The 21280-nt window shown below is 67.7% G+C and carries 23 protein-coding genes; 14 read left to right on the top strand and 9 right to left on the bottom strand.

The window, feature by feature from the left end; translation table 11 throughout:
* Positions 1–189: 189 nt before the first annotated feature.
* Complete coding sequence (locus tag ACLF3M_RS09880) at positions 190–645, bottom strand: hypothetical protein (protein ID WP_430656739.1); 456 nt, start codon at positions 643–645, stop codon at positions 190–192.
* Between the two features lie 141 nt (positions 646–786).
* Positions 787–1101 carry a hypothetical protein gene (locus ACLF3M_RS09875; protein ID WP_430656738.1) on the bottom strand — a complete coding sequence of 105 codons (315 nt, stop codon included), beginning with the start codon at positions 1099–1101 and terminating at the stop codon, positions 787–789.
* Between the two features lie 142 nt (positions 1102–1243).
* On the opposite strand from ACLF3M_RS09875, the gene ACLF3M_RS09870 reads away from it, so the two are divergent.
* From ACLF3M_RS09870 to ACLF3M_RS09830, 9 genes are all read left to right on the top strand, one after another.
* Positions 1244–1837 carry a hypothetical protein gene (locus ACLF3M_RS09870; RefSeq protein ID WP_430656736.1) on the top strand — a complete coding sequence of 198 codons (594 nt, stop codon included), beginning with the start codon at positions 1244–1246 and terminating at the stop codon, positions 1835–1837.
* A 262-nt stretch (positions 1838–2099) separates the two neighbouring features.
* The gene (tnpA, locus tag ACLF3M_RS09865) at positions 2100–2528 is read left to right on the top strand and encodes an IS66-like element accessory protein TnpA (protein ID WP_430656735.1); all 429 of its coding nucleotides are present in this window, start codon (positions 2100–2102) and stop codon (positions 2526–2528) included.
* A 27-nt stretch (positions 2529–2555) separates the two neighbouring features.
* On the top strand, positions 2556–4079 hold the full coding sequence (tnpC, locus tag ACLF3M_RS09860) for an IS66 family transposase (protein WP_430656747.1): 1524 nt from the start codon (positions 2556–2558) through the stop codon (positions 4077–4079).
* Positions 4080–4205: 126 nt separating this feature from the next.
* Positions 4206–4412, top strand: a complete 207-nt coding sequence (locus tag ACLF3M_RS09855) for a helix-turn-helix domain-containing protein (protein ID WP_430656734.1) — start codon at positions 4206–4208, stop codon at positions 4410–4412.
* The gene (locus ACLF3M_RS09850) at positions 4355–4666 is read left to right on the top strand and encodes a PriCT-2 domain-containing protein (protein WP_430656746.1); all 312 of its coding nucleotides are present in this window, start codon (positions 4355–4357) and stop codon (positions 4664–4666) included. The genes ACLF3M_RS09855 and ACLF3M_RS09850 overlap by 58 nt, the downstream gene beginning before the upstream one ends.
* Positions 4667–4720: 54 nt before the next feature.
* Entirely contained in the window at positions 4721–6061 is a 1341-nt protein-coding gene (locus ACLF3M_RS09845) for a phage/plasmid primase, P4 family (protein ID WP_430656733.1), read from the top strand.
* A 323-nt stretch (positions 6062–6384) separates the two neighbouring features.
* Positions 6385–6786 (top strand): hypothetical protein, encoded by a 402-nt coding sequence (locus ACLF3M_RS09840; protein WP_430656732.1) that lies wholly within the window; start codon positions 6385–6387, stop codon positions 6784–6786.
* Positions 6783–7799, top strand: coding sequence for a ParB N-terminal domain-containing protein (locus ACLF3M_RS09835; RefSeq protein ID WP_430656731.1), 1017 nt, complete (start codon positions 6783–6785; stop codon positions 7797–7799). The genes ACLF3M_RS09840 and ACLF3M_RS09835 overlap by 4 nt, the downstream gene beginning before the upstream one ends.
* A complete protein-coding gene (locus tag ACLF3M_RS09830; protein WP_430656730.1) occupies positions 7735–9057 on the top strand; it encodes a tetratricopeptide repeat protein in 1323 nt (440 codons plus the stop codon). Before ACLF3M_RS09835 ends, ACLF3M_RS09830 begins: the two co-directional genes overlap by 65 nt.
* Before the next feature lie 166 nt (positions 9058–9223).
* Here the strand turns inward: ACLF3M_RS09830 and ACLF3M_RS09825 are convergent, their stop codons facing one another.
* Together ACLF3M_RS09825 and ACLF3M_RS09820 are read right to left on the bottom strand one after the other, a co-directional pair.
* A complete protein-coding gene (locus tag ACLF3M_RS09825) occupies positions 9224–9841 on the bottom strand; it encodes a recombinase family protein (protein WP_430656729.1) in 618 nt (205 codons plus the stop codon).
* On the bottom strand, positions 9831–10145 hold the full coding sequence (locus ACLF3M_RS09820) for a DUF3489 domain-containing protein (protein ID WP_430656745.1): 315 nt from the start codon (positions 10143–10145) through the stop codon (positions 9831–9833). Before ACLF3M_RS09820 ends, ACLF3M_RS09825 begins: the two co-directional genes overlap by 11 nt.
* Before the next feature lie 847 nt (positions 10146–10992).
* On the opposite strand from ACLF3M_RS09820, the gene ACLF3M_RS09815 reads away from it, so the two are divergent.
* Positions 10993–11220, top strand: coding sequence for a dodecin (locus ACLF3M_RS09815; protein WP_430656728.1), 228 nt, complete (start codon positions 10993–10995; stop codon positions 11218–11220).
* A gap of 158 nt (positions 11221–11378) precedes the next feature.
* Complete coding sequence (locus ACLF3M_RS09810) at positions 11379–11558, top strand: ankyrin repeat domain-containing protein (protein WP_430656744.1); 180 nt, start codon at positions 11379–11381, stop codon at positions 11556–11558.
* Between the two features lie 348 nt (positions 11559–11906).
* Here ACLF3M_RS09810 and ACLF3M_RS09805 read toward each other — a convergent pair whose 3' ends face one another.
* The 5 genes from ACLF3M_RS09805 to ACLF3M_RS09785 all read right to left on the bottom strand — a co-directional run bounded on the left by ACLF3M_RS09805 (position 11907) and on the right by ACLF3M_RS09785 (position 17857).
* Complete coding sequence (locus ACLF3M_RS09805) at positions 11907–12137, bottom strand: hypothetical protein (RefSeq protein ID WP_430656727.1); 231 nt, start codon at positions 12135–12137, stop codon at positions 11907–11909.
* A 108-nt stretch (positions 12138–12245) separates the two neighbouring features.
* Positions 12246–13889, bottom strand: a complete 1644-nt coding sequence (groL, locus tag ACLF3M_RS09800) for a chaperonin GroEL (RefSeq protein ID WP_430656726.1) — start codon at positions 13887–13889, stop codon at positions 12246–12248.
* Positions 13890–14178: 289 nt separating this feature from the next.
* Positions 14179–15555, bottom strand: a complete 1377-nt coding sequence (locus ACLF3M_RS09795) for an FAD-binding oxidoreductase (protein ID WP_430656725.1) — start codon at positions 15553–15555, stop codon at positions 14179–14181.
* Positions 15556–15881: 326 nt separating this feature from the next.
* Positions 15882–16646 carry an SDR family oxidoreductase gene (locus ACLF3M_RS09790; protein ID WP_430656724.1) on the bottom strand — a complete coding sequence of 255 codons (765 nt, stop codon included), beginning with the start codon at positions 16644–16646 and terminating at the stop codon, positions 15882–15884.
* 11 nt (positions 16647–16657) lie between these two features.
* Positions 16658–17857 (bottom strand): mandelate racemase/muconate lactonizing enzyme family protein, encoded by a 1200-nt coding sequence (locus ACLF3M_RS09785; RefSeq protein WP_430656723.1) that lies wholly within the window; start codon positions 17855–17857, stop codon positions 16658–16660.
* Positions 17858–17998: 141 nt separating this feature from the next.
* On the opposite strand from ACLF3M_RS09785, the gene ACLF3M_RS09780 reads away from it, so the two are divergent.
* The 3 genes from ACLF3M_RS09780 to ACLF3M_RS09770 all read left to right on the top strand — a co-directional run bounded on the left by ACLF3M_RS09780 (position 17999) and on the right by ACLF3M_RS09770 (position 21280).
* On the top strand, positions 17999–18775 hold the full coding sequence (locus ACLF3M_RS09780; protein ID WP_430656722.1) for a GntR family transcriptional regulator: 777 nt from the start codon (positions 17999–18001) through the stop codon (positions 18773–18775).
* Positions 18776–18790: 15 nt separating this feature from the next.
* A complete protein-coding gene (locus ACLF3M_RS09775; protein ID WP_430656721.1) occupies positions 18791–19780 on the top strand; it encodes a 2-hydroxyacid dehydrogenase in 990 nt (329 codons plus the stop codon).
* A gap of 261 nt (positions 19781–20041) precedes the next feature.
* Positions 20042–21280, top strand: a complete 1239-nt coding sequence (locus tag ACLF3M_RS09770; RefSeq protein WP_430656720.1) for an ABC transporter substrate-binding protein — start codon at positions 20042–20044, stop codon at positions 21278–21280.

The raw sequence follows: 21280 nt of genomic DNA, 5'->3' as shown, positions 1-21280 counted from the left end.
ACCGAAGCGGTAGGATTAGACGTCACGCCGCGTGCCGCCGGATCTTCAACTACTAGATCCTCGCGGCCGATTGCATTGGGTCGACATCGGCGATCACAGCACGCCCGTGCAGAACCTGGGCTACCGAAACGCCGGGTAACCCCTCGCGCAGGAGCCCCACCGCCGCATCATGGCAAGCCGTGGCCCCGTTCAGGTCGTCAAAGAAGGTGGCGACCACGGCCCGATCTGCTTCCCGGTCGCCTCGTGCCATCCAGACGCAGCGGAACCTGGCGAGCGCGCGATCATCGGGAGTGTCCGCTGCTCGACGAAGGCCCGGGTGTCCTGCGTTGCCGGGACGCCTGAAAGGACGCGGACGAGGATGTAGGGTAGCGCATCGCCTTGAACGGAGGTCTGCTGCGGCGTCTCCTCGTGCACGAAGCACTCGCCCGCGAACTCGTCGCCGCGCGCGGGGAAAAAGTCCAAGTGTCGCGCCAGCCATTGCCGGGCCGCGCTGGTCGAGCGGTGCGCTGCCTCCGCGTCCGCGAAACCGCTCACGCTGACACCAGCGCCCGTTGCGGATCTCAGCGCAGGCAGCAACTCGTCGTTCACCGACTTCTCGATCAGGCTTCGACCAACCCCGATCGTGGGATAGCGGCGTAGGTTCATGTGCATGATCCTGCCTCCACGAGCGATGCGTTAGACTGGAGCCTACTCCTCACCACAAGGGCAAGCTATCGGTCAGACACCGACACATCGTCTTGCGTCAGTGGTCGTGGCCATGGTCACCGAGGGCGAAACTGAACCGCGTCACCGATGTGCTCCTTCCCGCGGGTGAGGCTGGCGGCTGAACGGCGACCCCTGCTCAGCCCAACAGGCCGGGAACGGCTCCGGCAACCGGGGCAGGGTCAGGTCCGAGGACGCTCGGCCATCCAGGATGCCTTGCACGAGGTCCGGCGCCAACAGCGTCAGCCGCAGCAGCGACCCCAGGTACCCGCGCTCGATCTTCTCCGCGGCCGCCATCTCGGTAACGGACGCGTACCGCCCCTCGTCCAGTAGCCGCTGGTATCGGAACGCCCGGGCCAGCGCCTTCAGCAGCGCCGGGTCAGCGCGTGTCGCGATCACGCCAGTGCGCCGTCGCGGCGGTCATGCCGCGGCCTTCAGCGCGTCTGGCGCCAGGCCGCGCACCAGGGCATGGCGCCCTCCGGACGCGTGCGGCGGCTCGAATCGGCCGGGGTGGCGTCCCCGCGGAGTCGAAGGGGGTGGCATGTCGGACGGGGACGGCTCTTGCGCCATCACACTCCTGGATGCGCTGGTAGATTGGTCGGATCCGGACCTTGTTGAGGCAGTGCGGCGTTGTGAGCGCACCCATACAGCCGATGAGATGTCGTGCTTTACGGGGCCGCGACTCGTTCCAAACAGCGAACTGCGGCGGCCCCTTGAAAAAGAGTGGATGCTCGGCGGCTCCGATTACACGCTGATCGTTGGTGCCTGGCGCCGCCTTTATGCTGATTTCGTCCACCGCCTGACGCGCGGCCAGTTCTACCTCTCGGGTGTGCAAACCAGGCCGGTTCTCACGACAACGCCGACGCATATTCCCGGCGCTTGGGCAGCTGAGTGCGAGTTCGACTTTGTACGCAACGTCGCGACGGTGGGTGACGTCCGGTTTGCGGCGGTCACGGCGTCTCGCTCTGCTCTGTCCAACTCTGGAGCGGGAGAGAGAAACGACCCTCGCCCGGCCGAGACGCAGAGCATGCTGAGCGGTCCGGATGTGGATCCTTGCGGAACCCCGCTGAACGTCAAGCAGCGTGGAAGAGCGAGTTTTTCTCCCGCCATCAAGCAGGCGGTGCGGGGTCATTGATCCCCTCGCGCAGCGCCAGGATGGCGGTCTGCCGAACTGGTCTGAGATTGCTCGCATGCTCGGGCGGCGTATGGCGGCGCAAGCTCGCAAGAACCCGGACCTCAGGGTGCCGCATGTGGATACCATCCGCACTCGTCTGCCGCCGATGTACACGCAATTGCTGAGCGAAAAATCTGGGCAGAACTGAGCGGTTCAACTGTAAGCGCGGCGTAGAGGCCCGTCTTCCGGTGCGGGCGCTGGATGTGCTGGGTCGGCGTGGAGCATGGAGCTTCGGGCCGACATTATGGTCGACATTAGCGATGACACTGGAGACGGCGGCTATCGGTGCGTCGAGCTCCTGACGGGTCCTGGCCGCAGGCGGAAATGGTCGGACGACGACAAGGCGCGAATTGTCGACGAGACACTGCAGCCCGGCACGGTGGTGGCCGATGTAGCGCAGCGCTGGCAGGTCAGTTCGCAGCAGGTCTTCACCTGGCGGCGAGAGATGCGGCGCGGTGCAGTGGCGCCGCCGGCCTTCGTACCGATTGTGGCGGAAGCGCCAGCGCCAGCGCCTGAGCCGATGACTGCATCAGCCCGCACGACGCCAACGATCGAGATCAAGCTGGCCGGCGCGGTGATGCGCGTCGGCGCTGGCACGGACGCGGACCTGCTGACGACGGTGCTGCGCGCGATCCGGGCCTCGGCGGCATGATCAAGCCTGCCGGACGATCCCGCAGTGCTGCGCGCGCTGCTGCTCGAGACGCGGGCGCTGGTGGAAACGCTGTCCGCGGAGCGCGACGCGCTGGCGAGCCGGAACGAGCGGCTCCATCACCTGCTGCTGAAGCTCAAGCGGCGGCAGTTCGGGGCGAAGTCGGAGCGGCTGCCCGAGGGGCAGTTGCTGTTCGCGTTCGAGGAGATCGAGGCGACGCTGGCGGGCAACGCGGCGGAGGCAGGCAAGGTCTCGCCGACGCTGCGCGAGAACCAGGCGAGGCGCCGCCGCGAGGGGCGCGGCCGGCTGCCGGCGCACCTGCCGCGCATCGAGGAGGTGCTGGCGCCGGAGACGACGGCCTGCCCCTGCTGCCAGGGCCCGCTGGTCAAGATCGGCGTCGACACCGCTGAGCGGCTGGACGTGATCCCCGCGCAGTTCCGCGTCCTCGTCACCAGGCGTCCAAAGCTGGCCTGCCGGGCCTGTCCCGGCGTGGTGCTGCAGGCGCCCGCCCCGGCCCGCCTGATCGAGGGCGGCGTGCCGACAGAAGCGACGGTCGCGCATGTCATGGTGTCGCGCTACGCCGACCACCTGCCGCTCTATCGCCAGGCGCAGATCCTGGCGCGCCAGGGGATCGAGATCGGCCGGGAGGTGCTGGCCGACTGGACCGGCACGGGGGCGCTGGAGTTCGTGCCCGTGGTGCGGCGGATGCGGGAGATCCTGCTCACCTCGGCCCGCCTGTTCGCCGACGAGACCACGATGCCAGTGCTGGACCCCGGTCGTGGCAAGACGAAGAAGGGCTATGCCTGGGCGATCGCACGCGACGACCTGCCCTGGGGCGGGGCGGACCCGCCAGCGGTGGTGTTCCACTACGCGCCCGGTCGCGGGGCGGAGCACGCCAAGGCGCTGCTGGCGGGCTACCGCGGCATTCTGCACTGCGACGGCTACGGCGCCTACAAGGCGCTGGCGGCAAGCCACGACGGCATCACGCTGGCATTCTGCTGGAGCCATGTACGACGCGAGTTCATCGAACTCGCCAAGGGCAAGTCCGCGCCGATCGCACAGGAGACGTTGCAGCGCATCGCCGCGCTCTACGCCATCGAGGCGGAGGTCCGCGGCAAGCCGCCCGACATCCGCCGCGCCACCCGGCAGGAGCGAAGTCGGCCCCTCGCCGACGGCCTGTTCACCTGGCTGACGACGCAGCTCGCCCGGCTGCCCGGCGGCAGTCCGACGGCGGAGGCCATCCGCTACGCGCTGAACCATCGCGAGGGTCTGGTGCGGTTCCTCGACAACGGCCGCATCGAGCTCGACACCAACACGGTGGAGCGCGCCATCCGGGCGATCTGCCTCAGCCGCAAGAATGCGCTGTTCGCCTCCGGCGACGACGGCGGAGCGAGATGGGCGGCCGTCGCGTCACTGGTCGAAACCTGCAAGCTGAACGGTGTCGATCCACAACGGTACATCACCGACGTGCTGACCCGCCTCGTCAACGGCTGGCCGAACAGCCGCATCGACGAGCTCATGCCCTGGAATTGGGCCGCAGCCGACAAGAGCTGATCGTCAAGCGCAGCACCCGAGGGTCCCGTCGCCGCGCTTACGTTCAACTGAACATCGGACAGGCCAATTACGGACAACGGCACGCACTAGCTTCGCAGGGTCACCCCGAACCGCGGGACCCTTCGCATGGCCTCACCCTGGCGCACTCGAGCCCCCCACGACCATCTGCTCCAGGCAGACCTGGCTGAGCGCTGGCGTATCAGCGCCCGCACCTTAGAGCGTTTGCGCTGGCAACGGATTGGGCCACCGTATCTCAAGGTGGGCGGCCGCGTCGTATACCGGCTCGAAGACGTCCTGGCCTACGAGGCCGACCACCTCCGGGGCGGGGGCTGAAGCGCGACCATGCCCGACGGCAGCTTCCAGGGCGATGCGACGGCACTGCGGTTGCGCCTGACGCCGCGGGCGAGGACCTTTTTCTGGCCTGGTCAGCACAATCCCCGAAGAACGACCCCGCCGCATCGTGGGCGAAGTGGCTGAGCTTCGGAACCAGCCCATTGGGAACGAGCGCGGGCACACTTTTCTGGGAAGCGCGCCAGCACGGCTGGGCACCGAAGCGGGCGCGAGCGGGCAGACGTGCCGTTGCCTAGCACGCTCCAGCCGATACGGCCGCGATCGCGTCGGTCGCGCACAGCCAGGTTGAAGTGGAACTGACCGAGCATGGCGTCGCTGCAGCGTTTGCGCGGGAGCACCGCGACCTCCTGCGCTACTGCCACTCAAAGGGCGCGTGGTACGTCTGGCAGGACACCCACTGGGCGAAATATGAGACGCGCCTCACGTTTGACTTGGCGCGCGACCTTGCTGACAGGCTCAGCGCCGGCATGCAGTTCAGGATTCGCGCCGCGGTCGGGAGGGCAAACTTCACGGGTGCAGTGGAGCGCTTCGCGCAGGCCGATCAGACCTTCGCCTTAACAGCCGCTGCCTGGGACCCGGATCCGTGGCTGCTCGGTACGCCGGCCGGCACCGTTGATCTCCGCACGGGCTTGATCTGCCGAGCGCGGCGAGAGGACATGATCACTCGCCTGACTGCTTGCGCGCCAGCAGATCGCGTCGATTGTCCGCTCTTTCTCGCCTTCCTGAACCAGGCGACAGGTGGCGATCAGGATCTGATGACCTTCCTGCAACGCTGGTTCGGCTATTCGCTGACCGGAGTTACGAACGCGCAGTCGCTCGTGTTCATCCATGGTGGCGGCGGGAACGGCAAGGGCGTGCTCCTGCAAACCGTCAACCGCATCTTCGGCTCCTACGCGGTCACTGCGGCGATGGACACGTTCACTGCGCAACTCGGGCACCGCCATAGCACTGACCTTGCGATGCTCCATGGCGCCCGGTTGGTCCTGACAACAGAGGTCGAGGAGGGTAAGCCCTGGGCAGAGGCGCGCATCAAGACGCTCACCGGCGGGGATCCGATCACAGCGCGCTTCATGAACCGCGACAACTTCACCTTCACGCCGACGTTTAAGCTGACCATCAGCGGCAATCACCAGCCCGCCCTCCAGAACGTCGATGATGCGGCGCGCCGGCGCATTCACATGATCCCATTCGGGCACAAACCGTCAGTACCCGACCCGTACCTGACAGATAAGCTTCAGAGGGAGTGGCCCAGCATCCTTCGGTGGATGATCGAGGGGTGCTTGGCCTGGCAGGAGCACGGCCTCGGGGTACCGCAAATCGTGGTCGATGCAACGCAGAGCTATTTCGACGACCAGGACGTCGTGCAGCATTGGATAGACGAGAGATGCGAGGTGAGCCCCAAGGTGGGTGACGCTGTCGCTGTGCTGAGCCGATCCTGGCAGCAATTTGCTCGGGACCGCGGGGAGGATGTGCGCAGCCCCAAATGGCTCGCGGCGGTGCTACAGCGCCGGGGCTTTGTCAAGGACAAGGACTGTGAGCTCTTCCGCGGGCGGGGTTATCGCGGCATCTGCGTCAGACGCCACGTCCAATCAGTGGCGGCGACAAGCGAAGCGACCGACGCAAGAGCCTGAGCGACACGAGCGACGCATAGCGACGCATTTGACAGCTCGCTCTCTACGCGCGCGTACGCGTAAAAGGAGTATGGCTCTAAAGCGTCGCAAGCGTCGCACCGGTCGCTGGTCAGGAGTTCCGCCGCCAAGGTGAGCCACCTCCCCGCGCGCCACGTCCCGCGCACAAAAAGGGGGCGCCTCGTCGGCCGCCGCGCCAGCGCCCTGGCTGCCGTCGTAGCGTAGCGCAAAACATCGCAACCGCGTCGCATTGCAGCCCTGATTCGCGATCCGGTATTCTGCCGCTGCGCGCAGACGGTGCCATCGCTGCGCCGGATGATGGAGCGATGGGACGCAAGGCATTCGCGCCAACATATGAGCAGCGACGGATCGTCAAGGCAATGGCCGGCTATGGCGTCCCGCATGACGACATTGCGCTCGTGCCGAAGTGCAGCCCACCCACGCTGCGCAAGTGCTTCCGGCACGAGCTCTACACCGCGACCGTCGAGGCCAACGCGCGGGTCGCACAGACGCTGTACCAGCAGGCCACGACGCCGGGGAACATCGCCGCGACGATCTTCTGGCTAAAGGCCCGCGCTGGCTGGCGCGAGAAGCACGCCGTCGAGGTCGGCGGACCGGGCGGCGCGCCATTGCCTGCTCCAGTGGCGCCACTCGTCGTCATCCGCCGCTTCATTGATCCGCGTGGCAACGACGTCGAGCCGCAGCTGCTCGAAGGAGAAGCCGAATGAGCGCAGCGCCCTTCGGGTCGATGTTTCCGCCCTACAAGACCGCGTCCGTCGCCGAGCTGATCCCCTACGCCCGCAATGCCAGGACGCACTCCGACGCGCAGGTTGCGCAGATCGCCGCCTCCATCCGCGAGTTCGGCTTTACCAACCCGATCCTGGTGGACGGCGAGCGCGGTGTGATCGCCGGCCATGGCCGCCTCATGGCCGCGCGCAAGCTCGGCCTGACCGAGGTGCCGACCATCGAGCTGTCTCACCTCACGCCTGCCCAGCGCCGGGCCTACATTCTCGCCGACAACAAGCTGGCGCTGAATGCCGGCTGGGACGACGACCTGCTGCGCTTCGATCTCGGCCTGGCCAGCTTAAGCCTCGGCGAGATCGGGAAGCTGCTGATCGACGCCACCGAGGGCCTGACCGACCCGGACGAGATCCCGCCCGTCCCGGAGCAGCCGGTCAGTCAGCTACGGGACGTCTGGATCCTAGGGCGGCACCGCCTGGCCTGCGGCGACAGCACCGATCCCGAGACGGTGGCCCAGGCGCTGACCGGCGTGTGCCCGCACCTGATGGTGACGGACCCGCCCTACGGCGTGGACTACGACCCAGCCTCGCGGAACCAGGCGCTGGAAGGGCCCGCCACGAAGCGCACTGGCAGGGTGCTCAACGACCACCGCTCGAGGCAATCATCCTGCAGAGCCGTGATCACCAGCGCAGGTTGGCCGGCCCTCAGCACGAGGATTGACAGTCGGTGCTTGTTCACCACCGACCAACGACCGTTGCTCGGAGGTGAACAGAGCTCTGACCTGTTCGCTGAGGTCGCTAGCCTCCAGACGTCCGTGCGCATCACGACGCCGAGAGTTAGGTTGGTGGACGCGGTGGCGCCATGCACACTGATTGTATGCTCAGCAACGGCGCGACCCGCTTCGCCCGGAGCGCTGCGACAGGGAGTGCGGTGTGATGCTCCGCGATGCGCAAGGCCACGTGCTCTCGGGTGCCGCGCCAGGTGCCGTCGCGCCTTATGATGCCGCTGTCCGTTCGCTTTCACTGATGCATGGTGACCCGATCGCTGGCTTCGATGTCGCAATCGCCGCTGCGCCCGAGTTTGCCATGGCTCGCATTGGCAAAGCCTGGGCGCTCGTATTGCCGAACGATCCCGTCACCCGTGCCATGGCTCGGGCGCTGACCGACACCATCCGACCGCTGAAGCTGAACGTGCGCGAAGCCGCCCACCTTTTCGCGCTCGACGAAGCCGTTCGCGGTGCGCGAGGCGCTGCCGTCACGCTGCTCGAGCGACATCTTATGGCGTATCCCCGCGACCTACTCGCGCACACCGTCGCGGTCATGCTCGACGTCTATCTCGGTCGCCTGCCGCGGGTGCGCGTCCGCAGCGGCCGTGCGCTGCCGTTCTGGGCATCGGCGATGGACGGTTACGGCTTTATACTCGCGTTCCACGCCTTCGGCCTTGAGGAATCCGGCGACTACGCGCGGGCAGAAGATGAGTCCCGTCTTGCCGCGGAACTCGAGCCGCTCGGCTTCTTCCCGCACCATACGGTCACCCACGTGATGGAAATGACGGGGCGCCCAGAGGACGGCCTCGGCCGGATGGCCGCGCGAGAGGCGCTCTGGGCTTCGCCAGAGCACGGGTATCAGCTGCATCTCTGGTGGCACCGTGCGCTGTTCCATATCGAACTCGGGCAGAACGACGCCGCGCTCGCCATTTGTGACGGCCCGGCGATGCGCACCCAGCGTCGCCTGGCATCGCACCTCGCCAACACCACCTCACTGCTCTGGCGTCTCCACGCCATGGGCTGCGACGCCGGCGTCCGCTGGCGCGAATTGGCAGCGCTGTGGGAAGGTCACTCCGACAATACGGCCGTGCCTTTCACCGATATCCACGCTGCGATGGCTGAACTCGCCTCCGGGCAGGAGAATCGCTGTGAACAGCGTCTGGCGGCAATGCGCGAGCTTGCCGCCGGAGACAGTGAGATGTCCCACCCTTATCGCACCGTGGTGATCCCGATCGTCGAGGCACTCTCGGCCTTCCACCAAGGCAGCTATGTTCAGGCAGCCGAGCGGCTCCTGCCGGTGCGAGCCGACCTCTGGCAGATGGGCGGCAGCCAAGCTCAGCGCGACGTCATCGAATGGACACTGATAGAGTCCACCACGCGCGGAGGCATGCGCGACGTGGCGCTCGCCCTCGCTTACGAACGCCTGGCGAGTCGCCCTCGCAGTATACCCAACCGGCACTGGCTTCAGGCCGCCAGCGCGCTACTGCAATAGTGTGGTTACCTCGATCGCGACGATGCGACACGCTAACATCGGAGGGCTGCGCTGCACCGGCTTGGCTTGACCTTCCAGCCAACTGTCGCTGCCAGCGCCATCACCCGAGCGACCGTCGTGTGGGTCCAGGCGCCGCTGCCGCGGGGCGGCGGCACCCCGCGCTCGTTCAGCGCTCGGGCGAGAGCCGCCTGACCGATAATGCCTTCAGTGCGCAGCCGCTCACCTCGAGTGCGAGCCGATGCGCGGCGCGCTCCGCCGCCTCGCGCCGTGCCTGCGCCGCGGCGCTCGCGTCCGGACCAGCGGCGGGGCGATACCCCCGATCGCCGCCCAGCACCGTCCCGCGAGCCTTCGCGGCGGCCAGGGCGGCCCGCGTCCGCTCGCTGATCAACTCCCTCTCCTTCTGCGCTATCGCTGCGTAGACCCGGATCATCAGATCGTCCGCGCCTGGCATGTCCGCCGCCCGGATCGAGATCCCGTCCTCCAGCAGCTGCGAGAGCGTGTGGGCACGGCGCGTGATCCAATCCAGCCGCGCCGCCACCAGCGCCGCGCCGAGCTGCCGGCACCGCGTCAGCGCCGCCCGGAAGCCCGGCCGCCGGTCGTCCTTGCCCGAGGCGACGTCGCTGAACTCCGTCACCAAAGTCCAGCCCTGGCTCGCGACGAAGGCCTGGACGGAGGCGCGCTGCGCCTCCAGCCCAAGCCCGCTCTGCCCCTGCTCCGCGGTCGAGACCCGGTAGAGCCCGACCGCGTAGCGCGGGGCCTGGCCGTGGCGCCGTTCAGCCGGCATCGGCGATCCGGTAGACGCTATAGGAGCCCTTCGCGCCCTGCTTATCGGGCCCGACCTGGCGAACGCGCTCCAGCACCTCGACCGCGATGCCCTGGCGCTTCTTCAGGCCGGCGAAGAAGCCGCGGACGGTGTGGTGCTGCCAACCCGTGACCTCGGCAATCTGGGCAAAGGTCGCGCCCTCCGGCCGACGCAGCAGGGCCAGCACCTGCTCCTGCTTGGTGCCTTCGCGCGGCTTGCGCGGCGCGCCAGGCTGCCGCGGCTGGCGAGCCGGCTTGCCGTCGAGCGCGGCGCGGAGCGCGGCGATGGCCTCCTCCAGGCCGGGGCGGTCGGCGGACGCGTCCCAAGCCGCCAGGACGGCCGTCGCGGCGTCGTGCAGGGTCTGGCGGCGAGAATTGCGTCCGACGGGCTCGAGGACAGCCGCAGACGCTTTCTGGGGCTCCGCGGCGCGCGCGAAGGAGCCGAAACCGCGCCAGAGCCCTTAGCGGGCGCCTGCGAGGCTTCTGCGGACTCATCCGCCGGCAGCACCGCGGCCGTAGCCGCGTGATCCAACGCGTCCGGTGAGGTGAGGTCTACGCCGGCACCGATGGCGCGCTGCGCCAGCTCCTGCTCGGCTGCAATCTCGGCATCGATCAGGTCTTCCGCCGCAGGTGCCTGGCCGATCGCGTGCAGCCCGGCCGAGGTGATCGCCAGCTCTACCGCTTTGCCGTCCACAGTCCAACGGGCGAGGGCGTCGGTGGCCGCGCCGTCGACCTCGGCGACCAGGCCGTGCTTCAGCAGCGACTTCGCCACTGCCTGGCGGGCCGGGATCGGCAGACGCTCAGGCGGCAGGACAAGCCTGTAAGGGTGCGCCGCCGCGGCCGCCAGGATCTGCGCCTGCGTGTTGGTGAGCTTCATCGTCGGGGTCTCCGGTTCAGCACCCGACCAGCCGGGCGCTACCACCCCGCCCTGCAGGCCCGACCCTGTCAGGGCAGCGCCTTTTCGTGTCGGCGCACGACAACGCTTCGCTCTATGCCGCAGCGAAGTGAAGTGGAAAGCCGAGCCGTTGGGTCCATCCTCGAGAACGCCTGGGATGTTCAATGGCCCAGCTTGCAGTACGCGAACTGCCGAGCACCTCCCAGGCTGTCGGGTCAGATAAAGCTGGAGGACATGTCGTGACCGAGCACGTCTACAAGATGGTCGAACTCGTTGGCACGTCAGGCTCAAGCGTCTCCGATGCCATCCAGAACGCGATTGCCAGAGCCAGCGCGACCATTCGGAACGTGCGGTGGTTCGAGGTGATGCAGGTGCGAGGCGACGTCGCGGACGGCAAGGTGGCGCGCTACCAGGTGACGCTCAAGATCGGGTTCACCTTGGAGGAAGGCTCTGCAACCATCCCGTGAGGGAGACCGCCAAGACGGAGTGCAACAGAGCGAAAGCGCGGGAACTGCCCAGCGCTGCGCAGGCCGCCAATCTGGAACGCGCTACGGCCTTACCGCCGCCCTTCGGCGACGCTGCCGAAGATGGCGTGCCAGATGCTCGAGACGGAGTCACGCTTCTCATGGCGGCTGCTGGCCACGGCCACGAGGCGGTGGTCGAACTTCTTTCGGAACGCGGAGCGGATGCTTCCCGGCGCGATGCGCGAGGCCGAAGCGCCGCCGATCATGCCCGTGCAGCTGGCCACCAGCACCTCGCGGAGCGGCTCGACGCGATCGTCGACAGGGAAAAGACGCTGTGGTGACGAGCGCCAGCGTGGCTGCTCGTAGCCGCGCGGTATTCGAGCTGCTGGGAACGCCGCAACGCCGTCGCAGGCAGATCGAGCTGAATGCGCGGAAGCTCCTGCATTTATGTAGAGCGCGCTCGTGATCTCCGCTTGATAGAAGGCTCGGGTGAAATGGCGGGGAGATCGCCGCGCGCACCCCAGATCCACTCCGCCCGCGCGCGCCATCGTGCAGCATCACGGGAGAGCCATGACTCACGCGGCGAGGTCTCGCATCACGCTTGGCCGCATCGCCGCACGACCAGCCTTTGCAAACAATCAAGTCACTGATTCCCTCTGCGTTGCGCCGACGCACGAGCCAGGCCCTGCCTATTCACTGCCGTGCTCCTTCGGTTCCGACTCACGGCGGTCCGCTGCAGCCAAAAGCACCGCCCGCACAACCTCGACACGCCGCACCGCTTCGGCTGCTTCAGCCTCAGCCGTCTGATCGAGGACTTCAGCAGCGACTTGGGCATCATGCTGCCGTTCGCCTGCCCACACTCGCAGCACCTCCGCGGCTTCGCGCATTTGGGCGGCGGTCAGGTGATCGAGTTCGCTCATGGCACCTCTCCTCCTGCGTGCGTCAGCGAACAGCTTCTCGCGGCTGAGAGCAGCAGCGGGAAGTCGCTCGAACGGCCGCCGCGTCCGCCCGGACTGGGCGCAGCCAGTTCAGAAGCCCATGCCGCCCATCCCGCCCATCCCTCCGGGAGCGCCGGCCGGAGCCTGCTGCTTATCCGGGTGCTCGGCGACCATCGCCTCGGTCATGATCAGCAGCGCCGCCACCGAGGCCGCATCCTGCAGCGCCGTGCGCACGACCTTCGTTGGGTCGATGATGCCGGCCGAGACAAGATCCTTGTACTCATCCATCTGCGCATCGTAGCCGTACTCGTAGGTGTTGCTGCGCAGCACCTCCTGAGCCACCACGGCGCCATTCTGGCCAGCGTTTTCGGCGATCTGCTTCAGCGGCGCCTGGATGGCGCGACGCACGATCTCGATGCCGAGGCGCTGGTCATCGTTGTCGGCCGTCACGCCGGACAGGACGCCAGCGGCACGTGCGAGCGCGACACCGCCGCCGGGCAAGATGCCCTCCTGGACCGCCGCACGGGTCGCGTGCATGGCATCGGTGACCCGGTCCTTGCGCTCCTTCACCTCGACCTCGGTGGAGCCGCCGACGCGGATCACCGCCACGCCGCCGGCGAGCTTCGCCAGGCGCTCCTGCAGCTTCTCGCGGTCGTAGTCCGAGGTGGTCTCCTCGATCTGCGCCTTGATCTGGCTGATCCGACCACGGATGTCGTCCTGACCACCGGCGCCAGCGACGATCGTGGTGTTCTCCTTCTCGATCAAGACCCGCTTGGCTCGGCCGAGCATACCAAGTGTGACCGTCTCGAGCTTGATGCCGAGGTCTTCGCTGATCACCTGGCCGCCCGTGAGGATCGCGATGTCCTCGAGCATCGCCTTTCGGCGATCGCCGAAGCCCGGCGCCTTTACGGCCGCGACCTTCAGGCCGCCGCGCAGCTTGTTCACGACGAGCGTCGCGAGAGCCTCACCCTCGACGTCCTCCGCCACGATCACCAGCGGACGGCCGGACTGCACCACCGCTTCGAGCAGGGGAAGCATGGGCTGCAGGCCGGACAGCTTCTTCTCGTGGATCAGGATATATGCATCCTCCAGTTCGGCGATCATCTTCTCCGCGTTCGTGACGAAGTACGGAGAGACGTAGCCGCGGTCGAACTGCATGCCCTCGACAATGTCGAGCTCGGTCTGGGTGACCTTCGCCTCTTCGACCGTGATGACACCCTCGTTGCCGACCTTCTCCATCGCCTTGGCGATCATCTCGCCGATCTCTCGATCACCGTTGGCGGACAACGTCCCGACCTGCGCCACCTCGCCTGCGCCGGATATCTTCCGTGTGCGGGCCTGAAGCTCCTCGACCACGCGGGCGACGGCCTTGTCGATGCCGCGCTTGAGGTCCATCGGGTTCATGCCGGCGGCCACCGACTTCGCACCCTCGCGGACGATCGCCTGGGCGAGCACGGTCGCCGTCGTCGTGCCGTCGCCCGCAATGTCGCTGGTCTTCGAGGCCACTTCGCGCACCATCTGGGCGCCCATGTTCTCGAACTTGTCGGCCAGCTCGATCTCCTTGGCGACGGTCACGCCGTCCTTGGTGATCCGCGGCGCGCCGAAGCTCTTGTCGATCACGACGTTGCGGCCCTTCGGGCCCAGCGTGACCTTCACGGCATCAGCAAGAATGTCGACACCGCGCAGCATGCGCTCACGGGCTGTCGCACCGAACATCACGTCTTTTGCTGGCATCCTCGCCTCCCATTAGAACGCAAATGGCGTTTAGGCGGCCGGGCACCGCCAGCACCGCCCCACTCCGTATGGAATGGTGCTGGGATCGCCGCGGATCAATGCTGCCCAGTGGCCGGCCACGGCCGGCGAGCCCTCCCTCGGGCAGCCAGGATATCTCGATCTCGGGCACATTCCGGGGGCTTTGCGTCCCCCTGCGAGCAAGTTGGCTAAGTCGCCGACTGGACAGACGGCGACTTAGCCTTCGCGTTCCGCAGTGCCGGCTCTTAACACAGTGACTCCCGTGCTGCAGTCAGGCAGTCGGCAAGATGTTCTGGTTCAGACGGAAGAGGTTGGCAGGGTCATACTTGGCCTTGATCCGCTGGAGCCGCGCGTAGTTCGGTCCATAGGCGGCCGCGATGACGTCATCGCGCTCATCGGCGTCGATGTAGTTCACGTACCGCCCAGCGCCCATGTAGGGCCGCAACGCCGCGAAGGAGTCCCGCGCCCAGGCCGTGCAGGCCTCCGTCTGACGCGGCTCGGTCCACTCCGACAGGACCAGCATGTTGTAGCCCTCTGCGCGGTGCGGGAAAGCCGTGTCCGCGACACCCACACGCGTAACCGCACCATGGAAGTGCTCGAGCAGGAGTTGCCCCATCGGCGTCGGGCAGCGGCCGAAGCAATCGATCATTGTCCGGATCGCGTCATCGTCCAAGCCGCCCAGGAAGCTCGACTTCCAGTAGTTCAGCGCGCCCCGAGGGTAGGCCCCGTCCAGCATGGCGTTCAGGTCGCAATACGGCATCGCCCCGACCGCATCGACCGCTGGCGTCCCAAACCCTTTCACTCGCTCGGCCGCCATCTCCCCGGCGGCAAGCGGGCCGCAGTGGCACATGACCATCACGGCGAGCTTCTCGCCTGATCCGTCCGGCGCATGCACAAGGCCGCCGAAGACGGTGAACTCGTCGGGGAGGTTGGCCGTCACGTCGCGGAAGTGCCGCAGCACGTCCCACGCGGCAGCGAACGGCCAGGCAATGAGGCCGCCGGTGACAAGCGGGCCGACCGGATGCAGCCGATACTCGAAGCTTGTCACCACGCCGAAGTTGCCGCCGCCGCCACGCAGTGCCCAGAACAGGTCCGCATTCTGCTCGCTGCTCGCGGTGACGACCCTTCCGTCCGCCAGCACCACTTCGGCCGAAAGCAGGTTATCGAGCGCAAGCGCATGCTTGCCCATGAGCCAGCCCAGGCCGCCCCCGAGCGTCAGTCCCGCGACGCCCGTCGAGGAGACGACACCGCCCGTCGTCGCCAGCCCATGCAGCTGGGTTTCACGATTGAACTCGCGCCAGGTCGCGCCACCCTGGGCGCGGGCCGTCCGACGGTTTGGATCGACGTAGACGCCCTTCATGAGTGACAAGTCGATCAGCATGCCGCCTTCGGTCGTGGCGCGCCCTGCCACGTTGTGGCCGCCGCCACGGACGGCGATTTCGAGCCGCCGTTCGCGGGCCAGAGCCAGGGCGTCAATGACGTCCGCCACGCCGAGACAGCGGGCGATGAGCGCGGGCCGCTTGTCGATCAGGCCGTTGTGCACCCTGCGGGCTTCGTCGTAATGCGGATCGCCCGACCGCAGGATCTGACCCGCAAAGGACTTGGCAAGCGCGGTGGCCATGTCGGCCGGGGATGTCGTGATGTTCATCGCCGCCTCCCTGGTTCAGCCGGCCGCGACGCTGGCGCCTATCGCCCTCTCGCGTCGGGCCGTTGGCTAGCCGCCTGATGCTCGTTCCAGCCTGCCCCCGAGGTCAAATACAAAGTGCCGGGTGAGCCAGTTGGCCGGTGCGGGAGCGACCCAGTGGTCGCCCACGCTTTACGCAGCGCCTCCCGCGACAGGAGGCGAAATCACTGTGCGACACCCTTCGCGGCTGCCAGCGCGGTCCGTGCGCGCACTCGATCGCTTGGAAGGGACACTCGAACGGCGCGGGCGGCCTTAACCCTCGTCGACGGCGGACGCCGCAGGGTCAGGTCCTACAGGACAGCCAGCATTCCGCCGTCCACATAAATGATCTGGCCATTGACGTAGTCGGACGCGGATGACGAGAGAAAGACGGCTGCGCCGACCAGGTCCTCGGGCGTGCCCCAACGGCGCGATGGCGTGCGTCCCTTGACCCAGCCGTCGAACTTCGGGTCGTCGGCCAGCGGCTTCGTCATGTCCGTCAGCATGTAGCCAGGGCCGATCGCATTCACCTGGATGCCGTGCTCCGCCCATTCGGCGGTCATGGCCTGGGTCAGCATCTTGATCCCCCCCTTGGCGGCCGTGTAGGGCCCGGTGGTCGCTCGCGCGACCGCGCTCGTCAGGGAGCCGATGTTCACGACCTTACCGCCGCGGCCCCGCGCGATCATGCGCCGTGCCGCCTCTCGCCCGACGAGAAAGGCGCTGGTCAGGTTGGTCTCGATCACCTTGCGCCAGTCCTCGGCAGCCAGGTCCACGAGTGGGCCGCGAAGCTGAATGCCCGCATTGTTCACGAGGATGTCCACCGCGATGCCGCGCGCGTCGAGCTCCGCGAAGGCCCGCACGACAGCGGCTTCGTCGGTGACGTCGAAGGCGGCGAGATGGACGGTGTATCCCCTGGCCAGCATCGCCTCATTCGCCGCGTCCAGACGGGCTTGGTCGGATCCATTCAGCACGAGGGCAGCCCCCGCGCGTCCGAGCCCCTCGGCGATCGAATTGCCGAGCCCGCGGGAGGATCCGGTGACCAGCGCGGTGCGACCGGCGAGGCTGAACATCTCCATGCCCGCCTGCCCTACCGCGACGTGTTGCGGACGGTGAGGTCGGGGCGGTCGAAGACCGCGGGCTGCAGCTCGGTGCCAAGGCCGGGCCCCTCCATCGGCAGCACATAGCCGTCGCGGATCACCGGCACCTCGGTGACGAGTTCCCTGTACCAACCGGTGTAGAAGGCACGCACGGATTCCTGGATCAGCGTGTTCGGCTGGCTGAAGGAGGTGTGGACCGCGGCGACGAAGCCGACGGGACCGATGCAGTCGTGCGGCGCGAAGGGGCGGTGGTAGGTCTCCGCCATCGACGCGATCTTGCGGCCCTCCGTCAGGCCGCCCGTCCAGCAGAGATCCACCATCACGACATGCGTTGCGTCGCGATCCAGCATCTCCTTGTATGCGAAGCGGGATCCCAGCGTCTCGCTGGCGCAGACCCAGACATCGGTGGACCGCGCATACTCTGCCAGCGCCTGCGGCGAGTTCATGCGGATCGGGTCCTCGAACCAGGTCGGCTTGTAGGGCTCGAGCGCCTTCGCAATCAGCTTCGCGGTCGGCAGGTTCCACAGCGAGTGGAACTCCACCATGATCTCCATCCGGTCGCCGACGGCCTTGCGGATCTTCTCGAAGGGCTCGATCGCCTTCTTCAGCTGCTCGGCGCTGATGAACAATCCCTCATTGGCCTGCGCTGGGGGATCGAAGGGCCAGATCTTCATCGCGCCGATGCCGCTTTCCAGCAGGCTCTCGGCGACGGCGTCGGCGCGGTTCATGAACCCGTCGAGGTCCTCGTACGGCCCCGCGGCCTCGCCAAGGTTCCATGTGTCGACGGGACGGATGTTGGTGGTGCGGACATAGCGGTAGCCCGCGCAGGTGTTGTAGACGCGCTGACGGTCTCGGCAGAGCCCGCCTAGCATCTGGTGCACGGGCTGGCCGCACACCTTGCCGAACAGGTCCCATAGCGCGATGTCGACGGCGGATGCGGCCCGGTACTCGACACCCGTGGAGGACTGCGCCATCGGCAGGTTCAGCATGTCGCGGTGGATCGCCTCGATCCGCAGGGGATCGCGGCCGAGCAGCCTTGCGGCGAGCGTATCGTGGACATGCGCCTCCACGGCGCCGGCGCCGTAGAAGGTCTCGCCGAGGCCGATGAGGTCGCTGTCGGTGTGGATGCGAACCCAGAGGACGTTGGCGAACTCCGCGGTCCGGAGTGTCTCAATCGCTGTGATCTTCACCGTCGTCCTCCTCCCGGGCCGGGTAGCAAGAAGGTACTGCTGGACGTGACATATCACAATATGCTTTTATGATATCAGCGATGCCTGCAAGGGCGCGATCCGGTTGCGCAACGCCATCCGAACGACGACAGGGAGGAGACGATGGCACGAACGAGAGCGGCTCGGCCGAGCCTGGTAGAGTCCGCCGGCGTCGGCGGCCGGCCGTCCTCGCCCCCCAGCCAGAATCGACGGAACCTCTTCGACCTCGCCTATGAGCGGATCGAGGAGATGATCGTCACCTGCGCTCTCAAGCCGGGCCGCTTCCTGACCATGCAGGAACTGCAGGAGAGCACGGGGCTGGGCCGCACGCCCGTTCACCAGGCCGTGACACGGCTCGCGGCCGACACGCTCATTGTCGTGCAGCCGCGTCAGGGGCTCCGCATTGCGACCATCGACCTGTCGCGCGACCGCATACTGCTGCAGCTTCGCCGCGACCTCGAGCGGTTCGTGATCCGGCTGGCGACCGAGCGCTCCGGCCCGTCGCACCGGAACCAGTTGTTGCACCTGGCCCGTGCGTTGCGCGAACGGCGCGACACGATCTCGATCTGCGAGTTCAACATGTTCGACCGGCGGATCGACCGCCTGATCATCACTGCCGCTGGCGAACCGTTCCTCGAGCACACGCTGCGGCCGCTGCACACCATCTATCGCCGCATCGGCTGGATCCACCACACCGCCATCGCCGCCGACGCCGGCCTGACCCAGACGGTGGACGCGCATCTCGCAATCCTCGACGCCGTGGCCAACCGTCACGAGGATGCGGCGATGGCCGCGACCGACCGGTTGATCGACTTCGTCGGCAGCATGTTCGAGGTGATGGAGCGCGAGATCGACCCCTCGCTGCTGGACTGCACGCTGACCTTCCTGCCGTCGGTCTGACTCCGGAGCCCCGCCATGCGAATCGTCTTCCACGGCGCCAACGCGGCCAGCTTCAGCGAAGGCTTCGCGGACCTGGTCGGACCAGGCGCGGAGGTCGCCATCCTCTCCGACAGCTTGGCGCAGGATGGCGAGCGCGAACGCTACGCCGCGGCGGGCGCCATCATTGGCGTGCGCTTCGACCCTTCCCTGCCACGCCCCGCCGCGCTGCGCCTGTTCCATGTGCCCGGCGCCGGCTTCGATGCGGTGGACCTCCCGACGCTGCCAGCCGCGGCGGCGCTGTGCAACTGCTTCGGGCATGAGGACGCGATCGCCGAGTACGTGATGGCCGCGCTGCTGCAGCGGACGGTGCCGCTGTCCGATGCGGATGCCCGCCTGCGCCAGGGCGAATGGACGTGGTGGGCCGGCGCGCCGGAACGTGCGCACGGGGAGATCGCCGGACGGACCATCGGGCTGCTCGGATTTGGCCATATCGGGCGCGCCGTCGCGGCGCGCGCCCGCGCCTTCGGCATGCGCGTGCATGTCGCGAACCGCAGCCCGGTGGTCGCGCCCGGCCTGGTGGATCGCGCCTTCCCGCTGTCGGACCTCGGGGACTTCTGGGCCAGCGCCGACTTCATTGTGGTCACCGTGCCGCTGGTGCCGGAGACGACCGGGATGGTCGACGAGGCCGCCTTCTCGGCGATGCGCCGCGATGCGCTGCTGATCAACGTCGCGCGCGGCCCCGTGGTGGAGCAGCGCGCGCTGTACGAGGCGTTGCGCGACCGGCGCATCGGCGGCGCGGTGATCGACACCTGGTACCGGTACCCCGGGCCGGGCGAGCTGCAAGGCCGCCCGGGCGACCTGCCCTTTGAAGAACTGCCCAATCTCCTGATGACACCGCACATGTCCGGCTGGACCGATGGCACGATCCGTCGCCGCCAGGCGACAATGGCGGAGAACATAAGACGTCTGATGCGGGGCGAGCCGTTGCTCAATCTCGTGCGGCCGGCCGCTGCCGATGTTGCTTGACGATTGTGAAATATCACGATATGCAAAACTGCGCTCAGGCGCTCCCTGCCATGCCCACGCGATCGCGCGCAGGCGCCGGCCGGGCTGAGCGAGGCGCTCAGGCGTGACGGCACGCCACGCCCAAGATGGGTCCGAGGGCGCCGTTCGGCGGCGCTGCCGGATGCCGGATGAAGCCGGCATCAGGCAGCACGGCGACGGTGGATCCCGGACTGCCCGCCGAGCGGCGGGGGCCAACCGGAAATCGTCCAGGAGCGGAATGACATGATCCACCCCACTCGCCGTGAACTCGGTATCGCCGCGGCCTCGCTGGCGCTGTTGCGCCCGCTCGCGCGCCCCGCCTTGGCACAAGGCGCGAAGGAGGTGCTCACCTTCGCCGCCGTGACCTTCGCCGAGGCCGGCCGTGGCGAACGGCTGCGCGCCTGGCTCGACCGCTTCAACCGCAGCCAGGATCGCATCGAGGTGCAGCCGGTCGCGCTGCCCTTCGCCACCCTTGCCAACACGGTCTTCACGCAGATGGGCGGCGGCGGCGGACCGGACCTCGTCCGCTTCGACCAGATCGACTACCACGCCGCCGTCCCGGCGAACCGCCTGCTGCAGCTGGACGAGCTCATCGACATGAGCGCCTATCCCATGGCCGCGACCGACCGCTACATGAAGATCGGCGGCAAGCGCTACGGCGTGGTGTTCGAAGGCAGCAATTACGTCCTGCTGTACAACCCGACGCTGCTGCGCGGCGGCGCGGCCCCTGCCGATTTCGACAACTTCCTGGAGACCGCGAAGGCGGCGACCGGCAACGGCGTCTACGGCTTCGCCTACCGCGCGACGATGGCGGAGCGTCCCGGCTTCTGGCAGGACATCTGCAACTTCGTCTTCGGCTTCGGTGGCCGGTGGAGCGACGGAACGACCCTCACGCTCGATGCGCCCGGCGTGGTGGCGGGCGTCGCGGCGTACAAGCGGGTCTACGATTCCGGCGCCATCCCGCGCGGTGCCGATGCCGCGACCTTCCGGCGCATGTTCTGGGAAGGCAAGCTGGCGATGGAAGTGGACAATGGCGGCGTCGCCGGCATTCTGAAGCAGCAGGCTCCCGACCTGCCGCTCGCTGCCGCGCCCTCTCCATTTCCCACGCGGGCGCAGGGCATGGTGCTGGCGCCGCTAACCATCAACGCCAACACGAAGAACCGCGCAGCGGCGGTCAGCTTCGTCAAATGGGTGCTGCAGCCCGACGTGCAGGCAGAGCTGCAGCCGATCCTCGGCGCCAGCAGCGTCGCCACCACCGTGCCGCGCACCGCCGAAGCCGTGGCCGCCCAGCCCTGGCTCACGGTCTACGACGAGCAGACGCCGAACAGCCTCCCGCAGCTCGTCGAGGGGTTGGAGACGCGCACGCCGGAGATCCAGCAGATCGTACTGGAGCAGGTGCTGCGCGTGCTGCAGGCGAACCGCGATCCCGGGCAGGCGATGGCCGATGCGCAGCGAGAGGCACTGCGCCGGCTGCGCCGCTAG

The organism is Falsiroseomonas sp. HW251, from assembly GCF_050563545.1.
Taxonomy (GTDB): domain Bacteria; phylum Pseudomonadota; class Alphaproteobacteria; order Acetobacterales; family Acetobacteraceae; genus Falsiroseomonas.
The sequence above is the reverse complement of the archived record's forward strand: the minus strand, read 5'-3'. Positions and strand labels throughout refer to the sequence as shown.